Origin of the sequence: Flagellimonas sp. 389, assembly GCF_018449435.1 — a bacterium.
Taxonomy (GTDB): Bacteria; Bacteroidota; Bacteroidia; order Flavobacteriales; family Flavobacteriaceae; genus Flagellimonas.
Genome location: NZ_JAHCMU010000009.1, coordinates 13,812 through 28,215, shown reverse-complemented (window position 1 = coordinate 28,215; position 14,404 = coordinate 13,812). Strand labels below are relative to the sequence as shown.

Sequence of the window (14,404 nt, the reverse complement as noted above, 5' to 3'; positions counted from 1 at the left end):
TTAAAAACAAAGGTCAATGAATTTTAAAAATATTTTCTTTGGGGTATTTGTGTTTGCCATGCTGACTACTATTTCTTGTAAAGAGAAAGAAAGAAAATTATCAGATCAGAATCCGTCAGATAGGTTAATAAAGCCCAATATTGTGTATATTTTGGCCGATGATATGGGGTATGGCGACATAAGCGGCCTTAATCCCGACGCCAAGGTCAATACGCCAACCTTGGATTCTTTGATAATTTCGGGAATGAGTTTTTCGGATGCCCATAGCTCTTCTTCTGTTTGTACTCCAAGTCGATACAGTATACTCACAGGTAGATACGCATGGCGAACCCGGCTGAAGCGCGGGGTAACTTGGGGATACTCACCACCATTGATTGATTCAACCAGAACAACGGTAGCTTCGTTATTAAAAGCTAATGGTTATAAAACAGCATGTATTGGAAAATGGCATCTTGGTATGACATGGCCCGTTAAAGAAGGCAAGGAAGTACCTTGGGAAAATAAAAACCTTCATCCAGCTCAATATCCTGGCGATGCCATTGATTTTGCAAAGCCAATTGAGGATGGACCGACCTCGGTGGGATTTGATTATTTTTTTGGAGTTCCGGCATCTTTGGACATGCGACCTTATTGCTACATAGAAAACCAGACCATTCAAGGTCTTCCAATGAAATCGGTAGAAAAGGAATTTTTAATAGAAAGAGATAGCCTAACGCAATGGCATGCCGGTTTGGCGGCAACTGATTTTAGGCATGCCGAGGTCTTGCCAAAATTGACGGAGAAAGCTGTAGACTTTATAACGGAGAACAAGGAGCGGCCTTTCTTTCTATATTTTCCCTTGACCGCACCCCATAGTCCGTTGTTGCCTTTGGAAAAATTCAAGGGAACCAGTAGAGCTGGGACTTATGGGGATTTTATCCATATGGTCGATGAGGTGGTCAATACCATTTCCAATACGTTGAGGTCACAAGGTTTGGCAGGGAACACACTTTTTATATTTACAAGTGATAATGGCACATTTCAAAAAGCCTACATAGACCCCAGTTACGAACACGATGGAAATTTTATCTACAGAGGACAAAAGGCCGATATCTATGAAGGTGGTCATAGAATTCCGTTCATTGCAAGTTGGAAAAATCGGATACCTGCGAATTCAAAGTCGGATACACCAATATTGCTAAATGATTTAATGGCAACACTTGCCGATTTAACAGGAGCGACCCTTGGGGAAAACGAGGGTGAGGACAGCGTTAGTATATTGCCAATTTTAAAAGATAAAAAACAGGAATTGGAAGAAAGAGATTTTTTGATTCATCACTCTTCAAGGGGCTTTTTTGCCATTCGAAAAGATTCTCTAAAACTTATTGCTGGTTTGGGTTCAGGTGGGTTTACGATACCTTTTAATAGGATTCCTTCATTCAATGAAGAACCCTTTCAACTTTTTAATCTAAATACGGATATTTCGGAAACCAATAATATTTTTAAAGACACGGATGAAAGTTACATGGAGCTAGTAAAAACTTTAGAAGAATTTTCGAAAGAAGGCAAGAATTAATCTTTTAAACTGAAGTTTGACGATTTCTAAAGGTATTTATTGGTAATGGATGGTTTCATTCTTATTATTAAATTAAATTCGAATGATAGTTATACTTGATTAATTTTCAATAAGGAATGGCAGTAATTTTTTTTATTTGGGGATGTGTTCAGAGTCTGATAGTAGGCATATTCATACCTATTGTTAAAAAGGCCCGAAATAATTATATACTTTCCCTAATATTTTTTGTCACTTCACTGAACATATTGCTTCAATACCTTTTACGCTATCAGGACTGGAAATTTCAATTTCCTAGATTGTTGGTTGTACCAGATTTTTTAGATCTTTTGTTGCCTACGCTATTATTCCTCTACATAAAAGCAGTTGTGGGTTGTGGTATCGGCAAAAAGGACAAAAAGTATTTGTACGTTCCCATACTTGCAGGGGTAGTTTTGGTGCTGAGTGCTTTTATAAGGACTGATTTTAGTTTCTACAATTACGTAGGTTCATTATACCATAAAGTGGTACTCACGACTATTCTTATATGGAAATCGTTTCTTTTCCTAAAAGGATGGAATATCATTCAAGAACAAAAAGATGTTATCAAAAAGAAAGCGATTCTCTGGTGGCCCAGAATGTTGACTTATTTTTTAGGAGTGCTAACGTATATTACATTCCTAAATCTATGCTACTTTTTATTGATCGTTCCCAATTTTGATTTGGGTTCTCCCGTTAGGAATACTATCCAAAAACTAGTAGAGCTCAATTATATCATTTTTACGTGTTCTATCATATTTATAACAATATATTTCTTTTTCAAATATCCTAAAATACTATCGGGTCTTCCAATTTTTAAATCAAAGAATACCTCAAAGGTTCCAGATGGTCAAGTCTATATTGATAAACTGAACAAATTGATAGTAGAGGATAAGATTCATTTAGATACTGAATTGAACGAACAAAAATTAGCGGATACGTTGGAGGTCCAATCCTATATACTTTCGATTGTCCTTAATGATCATTTGGGAAAATCCTTTAGTTCGTATATCAATGAAAAACGAATAGACGAAGCAAAAAGATTATTGGAAAGTGAAGACCATAAAGACCTTACGATTTTTGCCATAGCGGTGGACAGTGGATTTCGTTCTGAGTCGGTATTTTATGTGAATTTTAAAAAACTAACAGGACTTACACCAAAACAATATAAAAAGAAGCATTTAGAAACATCATCGACACTATAAAGGGTGTGTATGTTTTGATAACTGAACACATGTTGAAATATGTAAATGTTGCATTAAGATTTGCCTCCAAGAATTTAGTATAGAACTTAAAGTGATTTTAAGTGAATTATATTGTCTCTTATTTTTCAAAATAGCAGTATTGCTAAGCACCCTAATTTTAAATTTCTTTTTTTAATCAAAGTAAGGTGCTGGATGAGAAGATTTAGATATGGCTTTTTTTGCTTTATATTAGTGCAGTTTGTTTTTGTTTTAAGTTGCAAAGGGCCTTCAAAGAATAAGCTTGATAATCACGGCACCAATTTTAAATATACATCCTACGTTAATCCTTTTATTGGTACTGAAGGGAATGGGACAAGGCACTTTATAGGTAATGTCCATCCAGGTGCTGTTCGTCCTTGGGGAATGGTATCCGTAAGCCCACAGTCCTTTGACTTTACCAAAATGCAATCACCAAGTGGATATCGTCATGAGGAGAAAAAAATCTTTGGATTTAGCAATGTGAATTTCTCTGGTGTTGGATGTCCTGCTGCGGGAAGTATACCTTTTAAATTCTTTACACGCGATTTACCATCAGGGTATAAGGGTTCAACATTCTCCAATCAAATAGCCCAACCAGGATATTACAGTGTAAAATTAGATGAGGAATCTATTGTATTGCACGCTACCACCACTAAAAGGTCATCTCTCATCAAATTGGAATTGCCAAAAGGAAGTACAAAGGTATATTTAGACCTTACTGCACAACAAGCGCACGTAAAAGGAGGTGTCGTCGAAAATTACACGGATAGTACTGCGAGCGGATACCAGCTAGAGGGAAATTTCTGTGGATCTGCCAATAGAAGTGCTGTTTTTTTTAGTACGCACCTAAATAAAAATGCGGACTCAACCTATTTAAAGTACAATAACAAATCAGATACCAGATTCAATCAAGATTTAGATGATCAACCTAGTGGAATTGTCTATGTTTTTAATAATACCAAACCTGCCGAACTGTACATTAAGGTTGGTGTATCTTATGTATCTACTACCAATGCTGCACAAAACCTAATTAAGGAGCAAACTGGTTATGACTTTGAAAAGGTCAAAGAAGAGGCCCAGGAAGAATGGGAAAAAGAATTGGGTAGAATTAAGGTGACGGGTAATTCTGATGATGACAAGATTGTATTTTACACCGCTCTTTATCACAGCCTTTTGATGCCCATGACATATAGTGATTGTAATGGGGAATATGTGAAAATGGGGACTACCGAAATCGGGAAATCACCATACACAAGGTACACAGGTTTTTCATTTTGGGACACATATAGGACTACACATCCATTGTTGACCTTGGTTTATCCAGAAAAACAGGAAGTATTTGTAAAGAACATGCTGGATATCTATGATGAATCTGGATGGCTTCCCAAATGGCCTATCTTCAATTTTGAGCCTTACTTAATGGTGGGCGACCCTTCGCCAATCGTAATCGGTGACTCGTACACCAAGGGAATTAAGGGTTTTAATGTGCAGAAAGCTTACGAAGCTATTACCAAAAGTGCCAATTATGAAGAAGGAAATCTCAATAGACGGGGAATAAAGGATTATAACTTGTACGGCTATATCACTATGGATGGTGAATTCAGTGATGTAGAAAATTTTCAATGGGACAATGGGATAGTTTGGGGAGCAGTGTCCAATACCATGGAGTTTAATTTATCGGATTACAATATAGCCCAAATAGCCAAATTAATGGGCAACGAAGAAGATTACATAAAATACCTGAAACGATCAAAATCCTTTATGTCCTTATATAATGATGAAATCGGTTTGCTTCAACCAAAGAATAAAGACGGTAGCTGGTATGAACCGTTTGATCCTACTCAAGAATTATGGGATAGAATGAATTTTGGTCTACGCGGTGGCCCGGGATTTGTGGAAGGCAGCGCATGGCAATACCTGTTTTCAATACCCCACGGGATCGATACGCTGAAAAATAGGATGGGGGAAGAACAATTCTTAAAAAGCTTAAACACCATTTTTGACAAAGAGTACTTCGACATGACCAACGAACCAGGTTTTGGATTTCCGTTTTTCTATAATCTGACGAAAGAAAAGAATTGGAAAACTGCCCACACGGTTCACGGTCTTCTAAAAGAACATTTTCCAAATGCTCCCAACGGGCTTCCTGGTAATGACGATGCTGGTGCAATGTCTTCCTGGGCGGTCTTTGCCATGATGGGACTTTATCCCCACACCCCAGGCAATCCAGAATATATGGTCACTGCCCCTGTATTTGATAAGATTGAAATAGCATTGAACAATGATTTCTACAAGGGAAATCAAATTGTTATTGAGCGCCAAGGTCCTGTTGATGGTATTATCAAGTCAATGCGCTTGGGCGACAAAGACGTCGATTACAAGGTACGTCATGAACCATTGACCTCAGATAACAAGCTATTGATTATTGAGACTGAGAACAGCGAATCGTCTCAAGAAGACTAAACAATGTATTCTACTTACCAACGTAAAACATTTTGTATTCCTGTAATAAGCACTTAGTCCTGTAATACATTCTTAGGCTCTACTTCTTCAAGAGACTCATCTGTCTTGGTTAACCTAGGGCTATAAAAGCCGTAAAAGATGATATACAGATAACATACAAAAGGCACAAAGAATGAAAACTGTAAGCCGAAGGTGTCAGCCATTATTCCTTGAATCAATGGAACTAGGGCAGCCCCAAGAATTGCCATTACAAGTAACGAAGAACCCTGACTGGTATACTTTCCAAGGCCTTTGATTGCTATAGTGAAAATGTTCGACCACATTATCGAATTAAAGATACCAACTCCTATAAGTGCCCACATTGCTGCACTGCCCGTGCCCATTATCGTAAATAGCACCAAGCCTGCACTCATAACAGCGAATAGTCCCAAGGTTCTAGATGGGATACTTTTTCCTACCAAGAATACTAAAAAATTCAAGCCAACTATACCAATATAGGGTAACACCGTGTTAAATTCAATTCCAGATATGGCAAAGATTAAAGTGAAAGAAAGGGCTGTCAAAACAATCATGAACGTGTATTTTTTAAATTTATCCAGACTGCTGAGTGATAGCGCCCCCGAAAAACGACCTATCATAGTACCACCCCAATAATAGGCCAGAAAATTTTTCCCCACAGATTCGTCCAGTCCCATAATGCTTTCAAGTCCAATGAAATTTATCAAAAAACTTCCAATTGCGACTTCGGCACCGACATAGGTGAATATTGCTATTGTTCCCATGGACAAGTTGGGAAAACGCAATGCGCCAATACCTTTAACGATTTCATCCTCATTCTTGAATCTAGGTAGCTTAACAAACCTGAATACAATAGCAAGAAATATAAAAACAGCCCCAAAGATGACGTAGGGTATTTTGGCTGAATCACCCTCAGCACCTTCAATAAAGAAAAATTCATAGATGAGGTAACCTCCAAAAATTGGCGCAATCGTAGTTCCCAAAGAATTAAAGGCCTGTGACATATTTAGACGTGATGAAGCAGTTTCTGGTCTGCCCAAAATCGATACATATGGATTTGCCACAATCTGCAACAGCGTAAAACCAAGTCCTAAGATGAACAGAGCTGATAGGAACAAGCCATAAATTGCAAACTCAGCCGCGGGATAAAACATAAAACATCCCAATCCAGAAACAGCTAGGCCTATGATGATTCCATTTTTATAGCCAATTCTATTGATAGGGTCTCCTTTTTTTAAGGAAATCAAGAAATAGGTCAACGATCCTATAAAATAGGCCCCAAAAAAACAGAACTGAATCAACATGGCCTGCCAATATTTCAAGACGAAAATTTCCTTCAAATAGGGAATTAGAATATCGTTCATGCATGTCAAAAATCCCCATAGAAAGAATAGAATGGTCAAGATGAATAAACTGGTGCTATGATTTTTTTGTGTCATTATATCTTGGAAAATTACTTTGAGTAAAAGCACTTTTTATAAAAATTCAATGTATGCCATCTGATATTTACTTGTATTTCAATTTGCGAAATAGAAGTTATTGAACACCATATTTCAAGATTTTTGAATTGGTCAATGATTACTTAAACTTTTCAAAAGGACATAAATTGAAGGAAAGCAAAACACAGCAAATTTTCTGCGGAATCGATTTAGGAGGTACTAAAATCGAAGGAATCGTACTCATTAAAAATCACGATGATTTTGAAATAATCGAAAGGCTTCGCGTACCAACGGAACAACAAAAAGGGTACAAACATATCCTCGACCAAATTGGTAAACTGGTTGGCGAACTCGAAGGAAAAGGTGATGTCCAAATCTCAAAACTTGGTATTGGCACGCCAGGAACTCTTGATCCTAGAACGCAAACCCTAAAAAATAGCAACACCGTCTGTTTGAATGGAAAGCGACTAAAAGAAGACTTGGAAGAACTATTCGGATTTAAAGTTGAAATTGCAAATGATGCCAACTGCTTTGCATTGGCCGAAGCTACCATGGGCTCAGTACCCGAACAGTTGCCAAGCGCCAACGTAGTCTTTGGTGTAATTATGGGAACTGGCGTAGGTGGTGGTGTGGTTGTCAATGGCCGGTCCATACACGGGAAGCATGGTATTGGTGGAGAATGGGGACATAATTTTTTGGATGCTTCAGGTGGTGAATGTTATTGTGGCCGAAAAGGTTGCGTAGAGACCATAATTTCGGGAACAGCTCTGGAACGTCACTATAAATCACTTGGTGGAAATCGAAAGACATTAAAAGAAATCATGGAAGCCTATGAAAAGGGAAATGATGAATATGCAGAACAAACGGCAGAAAGACTCTTGGGTTTCTTTGGCAAAGCTATTGCCTCCATTATTAATATTCTTGACCCAGAGGCCATAGTTTTAGGCGGGGGTGTGGGTAATATCGATTTGCTGTATACGGAAGGCATAGAACGCGTAAAACAACATATTTTCAATAGTACGCTGGAAACATCATTCCTGAAACCAAAATTAGGAGATAGTGCTGGCGTGTTTGGGGCGGCAATGTTGACAATATGAACTATGGAGCATCTGCAGCGCAACATAAAAAAAGAATTTATTCAAGCGCGAAACGTGCTTGATGATTTTATAACTGTCGATTCTAATTTTGGTACCATTCTGGAAATCTCAAAGCAGATGACCGAAGCGTTCAACCGTGGAAACAAAGTAATATCCTGCGGTAATGGCGGTTCTCATTGTGATGCAATGCACTTTGCCGAAGAACTGACTGGACGTTACCGGGAAAATCGCACACCATTGCCAGCAATTGCCATTTCTGACCCAAGTCATTTATCGTGTATCAGCAATGATTATGGTTATGAATATGTATTTTCCAGATTTGTGGAGAGTATAGGAGCTTCTGGCGATATACTTTTAGGAATAAGTACCAGTGGTAATTCACAAAGTATTGTACAAGCATTCAAAACTGCACAGACCAAAGGCATGACCACTATTTTGCTTTCCGGAAAATCGGGCGGAAAATTGAAACAGCTATCGGATATTTCGCTATTGGTTCCTTATGAAGGCTACGCAGATAGAATTCAAGAAATACATATTAAAATTATTCATTCAGTCATCTTCAGTATCGAAAAAATGATGAATCTTTAATTTTAAATCATCTAGAACTCTTTTAAAAGGTATCGAAATGAAAATTCTTACATATATAACAAGTTTGCTATTGCTATTGGTTTTCTCCCCCGACAGTGCTATAGGGCAACAGCAGAACGAAAGACCGAATATTATCTTCATCATAACTGATGACCAACAAAAAGGATTATTGGGTATCGAGGGCAATATAACTTCCAATACCCCGAATATTGATCGTATCGGCAAAGAAGGTGTTGTTTTTGAAAATGCTTTTGTGGTTACGCCCTTATGTTCGCCAAGTAGAACAAGCTTTCTTACAGGTAACTATGCCCACAATCACAATGTTATCAATAATGATAAATTGGGCTTAGATGTTATAAGCCATACACTCTTGACATGGCCTAGACAGTTGAGGGAATCAGGATATGCTACGGCATTTTTTGGAAAATGGCATATGGGTCTGGATGACTCCCGCCGACCAGGTTATGATAGATGGTTTAGTTTTAAGGGGCAGGGTGATTATATTGATGGGGTCGTCAATGATGAGGATACAAGGATACAGACAACGGGCTATATGACGGATATTATCAATGAAAAAGCATTGACTTTTTTAGAAGAGTACGATAAAAACCAGCCTTTTGCTATGATTGTCGCCCACAAAGCAATTCACTGGCCGTTGCTTCCCGCCAAAAGGCACGAGTCGCTTTATCCGAATTTTAGGGTTGATTCCATTACGGTCGATAAAAACGACCTTGCTGGGAAACCACATTTGCGAAGGACCTTAGATCGGAAGAAATTTTATGAGTATCAAAACGTATTGCCAGAACCTCCTGAATCTAGAAGGGGGCGTGGTCGGGAGCGAAATATCGTAGTTGGGGATCAACACCGTTGCCTAAAAAGTGTAGATGAGGGTATAGGTCAATTTTTTAAGGCATTGGAAGATAAAAGTATATTGGACAATACGATTATCGTTTATGTGAGCGATAATGGTATGCTTATGGGTGAGCATGGCGAGTTCAACATAAAGCGTTGGGCGTATGATCCTGTTATTCGTATTCCTATGCTTATGCGATATCCTCCTGTAATCAGATCTAAAAGTACTAGGGAACAAATGGTCTTGAACATAGATATTGCACCAACCTTGTTACAGCTTGCAGGCGTAGTACCCTTGGAACCTATGGATGGCGAAAGCATGGTGCCCTTGCTCAAAGAAGCTAAAACTCAAGGTCGCAAAGCATTTTTAACCGAATATTTCCTTGAAAAAGTTGCACCACGAATCCGTCCTTGGAAAGCCGTCCGAACTGAAAAGTGGAAATACATCCAATATATCGAGGAAGGGATGGCACCTGAACTGTATCATCTTGAAATAGATCCAGGCGAAACCAATAATTTAGTGAATGATAAAGCCTCTACAGTACACCTCGAAAGATTACAACAGCTTATGAAACGGTTTGTTCCCGAAGGATAATAATTATTTAAGCAAAGGACCCAAAGAAGCATATAAGTTCATTTGTAAACCCATTTTAAAGCTTTTATGTTTTTTAATTTCCAAAGCAACAATGGTTGTCCTACAAATTTTGGAATCAAAGCTTTGGATTTTAAGCGTCCATAGAAAAAATCAACAGTGAATTAAAAATTTAAAGGCAGGTCAAACAAATGAAGAGAAGAGATTTTTTTAGGAATAATACATTGGCCCTAAGTGGAGTTGTACTGTTTCCGTTGAACAGCATTTTGGATATGGGTTTCCTAGAGGTTTCAAAAGATTTTATATCGAGAAGACCATCCTTGGAAAAGAGAACATTCATAAGTTCCGAAGTAGAAAAACTCATTCTTGAAGTCAAGTCTTCTATAAAGGACAAAGAGTTGGCCTGGATGTTCGAGAATTGTTATCCGAACACTTTAGATACCACTGTTGATCATGAAGTAATTGATGGTAGACCGGATACGTTTATCATAACAGGAGATATTGATGCGATGTGGCTCCGGGATTCAACGGCACAAATATGGCCATACATGCCATTGATTCAAAAAGATGAAAAACTTAAGAATCTTATAACTGGTTTGATCAACCGACAGGTAAAATGCGTTTTACTGGATCCATATGCAAATGCCTTTTATAAGGATTTATCCAAAGTTTCCAAATGGAACGATGATATTCCTAAAACAGTACCAGGCGTACATGAACGAAAATGGGAAATTGATTCGCTTTGCTACACTATTAGATTATCGGACGGTTACTTTAACCTGACAGGCGATACCTCGATTTTTGATGATAGTTGGGACAAGGCGATGAGATTAATTGTAAAAACTTTTAAAACGGAACAGCGAAAAGATGGTTCATCACCTTATAAATTTATAAGGAAAACCAGTAAAATGACAGATGCACCGTTGTTTGAAGGTACTGGAAGACCCATTAAATATACAGGTTTGATTTGTTCCATGTTTCGGCCATCGGATGATGCCACACTATATCCGTATCTAATTCCTTCGAACATATTTGCGGAATTATCGCTCAGGCAGCTCACGAAAATTTATAGTGAAGTTTTACAAGACGCGGAATTTGCAGAAGAATGTAACGACTTTGCCAACGAAATTAAGAATGCAATCGATGAATATGCAATTTCGGAACATCTAGATTTCGGAAAAATCTATGCATATGAAGTGGATGGATATGGCAATAAAGTTTTTATGGATGATGCGAATGTACCCTCCTTAATGTCATTGGCTTACCTTAGCAATCAATTTCAGACTGAAACTACTTATAAAAATACCAGGTCATTTTTGATCAGTGACGCAAATCCATACTATTTAAAAGGAAAAGTGGCCGAGGGACAGGGAAGCCCACACACAGGAAAAGACAAAATATGGCCAATGGGTATTATTTTAAGAGCGTTGACATCTAATGACAAAGAAGAAATTAAAGAATGTCTCAATATGCTCAAATCTACCCATGCGGAAACTGGGTTCATGCACGAAGCGTTTCACAAAGACGACCCTAACGATTATACACGCGATTGGTTTGCTTGGGCGAATACACTTTTTGGTGAACTGATAATAAAGTTACATACAGACTACCCTGAATTATTATAGAAATATGTAAGAAGAAACTAATAATAAGTGGTTGAGGTTTTTCTATTTTTTCCAACGAGAATGTCTAACTGATGTTGAAGGTAATCGCTTAGATGACCATTTTGGAGTTATGTTGACGATTTGTGAACTTTTTATACCATATTTTATCAAACAAAATGATTTTCCAAAAAAAACATAAAACCCTGACAATCATATAATTAGCAGGGTTTTTGTTTTCTTTGATAACCGTTCCTGTGACCTGACTGGGGCTCGAACCCAGGACCCTCTCCTTAAAAGGGAGATGCTCTACCAACTGAGCTATCAGGTCTTGCTTTTAACAACACAAGGAACTTGCGTTAAGCGGCTGCAAATATAATATCAATAATTTATTTTGCAAGATGATTTAGTGATAAATTTGTCTTTTTTTGAAATCAATTTTAATTCTAATAAATGAAAGTAGTTTTAGTAGGATATATGGCAAGTGGAAAGTCATCTATTGGTAGATTGTTAGCCAAAGAGTTAAGTATGGAATTTATCGATTTAGATGAATACATAGAAGAGCAATTGGGCAAATCGATAGCAACTGTTTTTTCACAGAAAGGAGAAATTTATTTTAGAAAAAAAGAACATGAAATGCTTACAAAGGTTTTAAATAACAATAAATCAATAGTTCTTTCAACAGGTGGAGGGACTCCTTGCTATGCCAACAACATGGAAACCATCTTAAAAAAATCCGATCATTCAATTTATCTGCAGTTGTCTGTTCCCAGTTTGGTCGATAGAATACAAAATGAAAAGGAAAAAAGACCTTTGGTGAAAGATATTTCGAACTCTGAACTACCTGAATTTATTGGAAAGCACCTGTTTGAAAGAAGACAGTTTTATGCTCAAGCCAAACACACGGTTGATAGTGCGGACAAGGGCGTAGTTGAACTCACATCAGAAATTAAAGAACTGTTACTCTAAATAAACGGCATCATTCTTCGGTTTAAACTCTACCCTAATATGTTCATGTAAAGAAGTTGAAAGAGAAATACCTTTATAATCTGCCTTAATTGGATATTTTTTGTGGTTTCTATTTACTAAAACAGCGGTTTTCAATTGCTTTATGGGTGTCTTAAGAAAATGATGAACACCATAGATCAACGTTGTTCCCGAATTTAGTACATCGTCTACGAGCACAATGGACTTGTTTTTGTATTCCTCTTTAGAAATAGAGGTGCTTACCCCACTTTTAAGCGGATCTTTTTTATCCATTAACATCTTGCACAAGGTAATTTTAGCTTCTGTAATTTTTTTGAGAACTACACCTATTTTCTTAGCCAAAAGCAATCCTCCTCCATCTATTCCTGCAACAATGATTTCCTTTTCGTTAACGTTTGCCTCGTAAATCTGATACGCTATTCGTTTTACAGTGTGCTGTAGCTGCTCGTGGTTTAATATTTGGTTCTTCATGGATAAAGGAATTAGAATCAAAGATAAAGAAACCAACTATTCAGATTCGTCCAAATAGTCATCAATATCTCGCCTGTCTTTTTTTGTGGGTCTTCCCAACCCTTTTTTTCTGTAGTGGTCTTTAGCGGATTTTACAAGTTCGTTGTGCGCCAAAGCTTCTTTTGGGGTGGTATCTTTTCTGTAGATATCCACCAATTTCGCACCAACACGGCTTTCAGGAATGTCCAATACCGTTAGTTGATATTCAATTTGATTCTTTCTCAAAACTATCTTGTCCATTTGATATACCTCCCGCGATGGTTTCACCACACTTCCATTAACCCGAACCTGCCCTTTTTTAACAGCTGTACTAGCAACGTTTCGCGTTTTATAGTATCTAATACACCAAAGGTATTTATCAATGCGCATACACTCTGCAAATCTTTGTTAATGAAATCAACAAAAATAGCGGAAAATTGTATCTTGCGCAGCTAAAATCTAAACTTGATGAAGTACGGAGTTTTTGTTTGCTTGTTTTGTGTAGTGCTATTGACATCGTGTAATAATGATGATAACGGGCCCGATATTGAGTCGGTTCCACCAAGACTTTTGGCTGAAGTAGCTCCAGAGAATGATGAAGAGATACAGGAATTTCTAAAGACGCATTTTTACAATTACGACGAATTTAGAGTACCACCAGTCGATTTTGATTTTAAAATTAGAATAGATACCATTGCTGGAGATAATGCTGATAAAAAATCTTTATGGGAGGATATAGAGGTAGGTGCCATTAAAGTATCTTCGTCCGAGTTGGGTCTCGAAGATGAAGAAGAGGACATTGAGCATAAATATTATTATTTAATAGCCAGAAATGGAGGAGGGGGGAATCCTACTATTGCAGATTCCACATTGCTTAAATACGAAGGGTCATTACTGGATGGTACTCTTTTTGACGGATCTACTAGTTTTTTGTGGCAAGAACTACCCTTTTTTTTAAGAGGTTTTTCAAATGGAGTCTCGAAGATTTCTTCTGGTACAACAGATCAAATTACACAGAATGCTGATGGCACAATTAATATTTCTAACAGTGGAATTGGATTAGTTGTCATGCCATCTGGATTGGCTTACTATAATGCAATACGAGGTAATATACCTCAATATGCCCCATTGCTTTTTAAACTTGAAGTTGGATTGTTTATCGAAGACACTGATAACGATAATGATGGTATACCTTCAATTTTAGAAGATTTAGATGGAGATGGCAATCTTTTTAATGACAATACTGATTTGCAAAGTGAAATAGATGCTAGGTTGCAGACTGCATTTCCAAACTTTCGAGACGCCGACGATGATGGAGATGGGAAATCCACAAGAGATGAGATTTCGGACAGTGAAGGGAATATTATCTTTCCTTACCCGGATGCAAATAACGATGGTACACCAGATTATTTAGACCCAGATGTAAACTAATTAGAACATAAATCAAAAAAAGGGCAACTTAAAAAGTTGCCCTTTTTTATTTTA

Annotated in this window: 12 protein-coding genes and 1 tRNA gene; 9 read left to right on the top strand and 4 right to left on the bottom strand. The window is 37.5% G+C overall.

Annotated features, from left to right (window positions below):
• Window positions 1-16 precede the first annotated feature (16 nt).
• The 3 genes from KIM67_RS09175 to KIM67_RS09165 all read left to right on the top strand — a co-directional run bounded on the left by KIM67_RS09175 (window position 17) and on the right by KIM67_RS09165 (window position 5,256).
• Window positions 17-1,555: an arylsulfatase gene (locus KIM67_RS09175; protein ID WP_213831037.1), complete on the top strand. Its 1,539-nt coding sequence runs from the start codon at window positions 17-19 to the stop codon at window positions 1,553-1,555.
• A gap of 116 nt (window positions 1,556-1,671) precedes the next feature.
• A complete protein-coding gene (locus KIM67_RS09170) occupies window positions 1,672-2,775 on the top strand; it encodes an AraC family transcriptional regulator (RefSeq protein ID WP_213831036.1) in 1,104 nt (367 codons plus the stop codon).
• A 192-nt stretch (window positions 2,776-2,967) separates the two neighbouring features.
• Window positions 2,968-5,256: a GH92 family glycosyl hydrolase gene (locus KIM67_RS09165; protein WP_213831035.1), complete on the top strand. Its 2,289-nt coding sequence runs from the start codon at window positions 2,968-2,970 to the stop codon at window positions 5,254-5,256.
• A 53-nt stretch (window positions 5,257-5,309) separates the two neighbouring features.
• Here KIM67_RS09165 and KIM67_RS09160 read toward each other — a convergent pair whose 3' ends face one another.
• On the bottom strand, window positions 5,310-6,713 hold the full coding sequence (locus KIM67_RS09160; protein ID WP_371815716.1) for a sugar MFS transporter: 1,404 nt from the start codon (window positions 6,711-6,713) through the stop codon (window positions 5,310-5,312).
• A 167-nt stretch (window positions 6,714-6,880) separates the two neighbouring features.
• Between KIM67_RS09160 and KIM67_RS09155 the strand changes: the two genes are divergently transcribed.
• The 4 genes from KIM67_RS09155 (at window position 6,881) to KIM67_RS09140 (ending at window position 11,467) form a co-directional block, all read left to right on the top strand.
• Window positions 6,881-7,810, top strand: coding sequence for an ROK family protein (locus KIM67_RS09155; RefSeq protein WP_250149216.1), 930 nt, complete (start codon window positions 6,881-6,883; stop codon window positions 7,808-7,810).
• Window positions 7,811-7,813: 3 nt separating this feature from the next.
• Window positions 7,814-8,398: a D-sedoheptulose 7-phosphate isomerase gene (gene lpcA, locus KIM67_RS09150; RefSeq protein ID WP_213831033.1), complete on the top strand. Its 585-nt coding sequence runs from the start codon at window positions 7,814-7,816 to the stop codon at window positions 8,396-8,398.
• Window positions 8,399-8,435: 37 nt separating this feature from the next.
• Window positions 8,436-9,845: a sulfatase-like hydrolase/transferase gene (locus tag KIM67_RS09145; protein WP_213831032.1), complete on the top strand. Its 1,410-nt coding sequence runs from the start codon at window positions 8,436-8,438 to the stop codon at window positions 9,843-9,845.
• Between the two features lie 188 nt (window positions 9,846-10,033).
• A complete protein-coding gene (locus tag KIM67_RS09140) occupies window positions 10,034-11,467 on the top strand; it encodes a glycoside hydrolase family 125 protein (protein ID WP_213831031.1) in 1,434 nt (477 codons plus the stop codon).
• A gap of 234 nt (window positions 11,468-11,701) precedes the next feature.
• On the opposite strand, the gene KIM67_RS09135 is transcribed toward KIM67_RS09140, so the two are convergent.
• Window positions 11,702-11,774: transfer RNA gene (locus tag KIM67_RS09135), tRNA-Lys, on the bottom strand.
• 122 nt (window positions 11,775-11,896) lie between these two features.
• Between KIM67_RS09135 and KIM67_RS09130 the strand changes: the two genes are divergently transcribed.
• Complete coding sequence (locus KIM67_RS09130) at window positions 11,897-12,412, top strand: shikimate kinase (protein ID WP_213831030.1); 516 nt, start codon at window positions 11,897-11,899, stop codon at window positions 12,410-12,412.
• Here KIM67_RS09130 and KIM67_RS09125 read toward each other — a convergent pair.
• A complete protein-coding gene (locus KIM67_RS09125; protein ID WP_213831029.1) occupies window positions 12,404-12,901 on the bottom strand; it encodes a phosphoribosyltransferase family protein in 498 nt (165 codons plus the stop codon). The two genes, KIM67_RS09130 and KIM67_RS09125, sit on opposite strands and share 9 nt — an antisense overlap.
• A gap of 36 nt (window positions 12,902-12,937) precedes the next feature.
• Window positions 12,938-13,309 carry an RNA-binding S4 domain-containing protein gene (locus KIM67_RS09120; protein ID WP_213831028.1) on the bottom strand — a complete coding sequence of 124 codons (372 nt, stop codon included), beginning with the start codon at window positions 13,307-13,309 and terminating at the stop codon, window positions 12,938-12,940.
• A gap of 78 nt (window positions 13,310-13,387) precedes the next feature.
• On the opposite strand from KIM67_RS09120, the gene KIM67_RS09115 reads away from it, so the two are divergent.
• The gene (locus KIM67_RS09115) at window positions 13,388-14,350 is read left to right on the top strand and encodes an FKBP-type peptidyl-prolyl cis-trans isomerase (RefSeq protein ID WP_213831027.1); all 963 of its coding nucleotides are present in this window, start codon (window positions 13,388-13,390) and stop codon (window positions 14,348-14,350) included.
• The last annotated feature ends 54 nt before the right edge of the window (window positions 14,351-14,404 follow it).

Coding starts and splice junctions, on each gene's coding strand:
- KIM67_RS09175 (WP_213831037.1), top strand. CDS start 17: ATGAATTTTAAAAATATTTTCTTTGGGGTATTTGTGTTTGCCATGCTG.
- KIM67_RS09170 (WP_213831036.1), top strand. CDS start 1,672: ATGGCAGTAATTTTTTTTATTTGGGGATGTGTTCAGAGTCTGATAGTA.
- KIM67_RS09165 (WP_213831035.1), top strand. CDS start 2,968: ATGAGAAGATTTAGATATGGCTTTTTTTGCTTTATATTAGTGCAGTTT.
- KIM67_RS09160 (WP_371815716.1), bottom strand. CDS start 6,713: ATGACACAAAAAAATCATAGCACCAGTTTATTCATCTTGACCATTCTA.
- lpcA (WP_213831033.1), top strand. CDS start 7,814: ATGGAGCATCTGCAGCGCAACATAAAAAAAGAATTTATTCAAGCGCGA.
- KIM67_RS09145 (WP_213831032.1), top strand. CDS start 8,436: ATGAAAATTCTTACATATATAACAAGTTTGCTATTGCTATTGGTTTTC.
- KIM67_RS09140 (WP_213831031.1), top strand. CDS start 10,034: ATGAAGAGAAGAGATTTTTTTAGGAATAATACATTGGCCCTAAGTGGA.
- KIM67_RS09130 (WP_213831030.1), top strand. CDS start 11,897: ATGAAAGTAGTTTTAGTAGGATATATGGCAAGTGGAAAGTCATCTATT.
- KIM67_RS09125 (WP_213831029.1), bottom strand. CDS start 12,901: ATGAAGAACCAAATATTAAACCACGAGCAGCTACAGCACACTGTAAAA.
- KIM67_RS09120 (WP_213831028.1), bottom strand. CDS start 13,309: ATGCGCATTGATAAATACCTTTGGTGTATTAGATACTATAAAACGCGA.
- KIM67_RS09115 (WP_213831027.1), top strand. CDS start 13,388: ATGAAGTACGGAGTTTTTGTTTGCTTGTTTTGTGTAGTGCTATTGACA.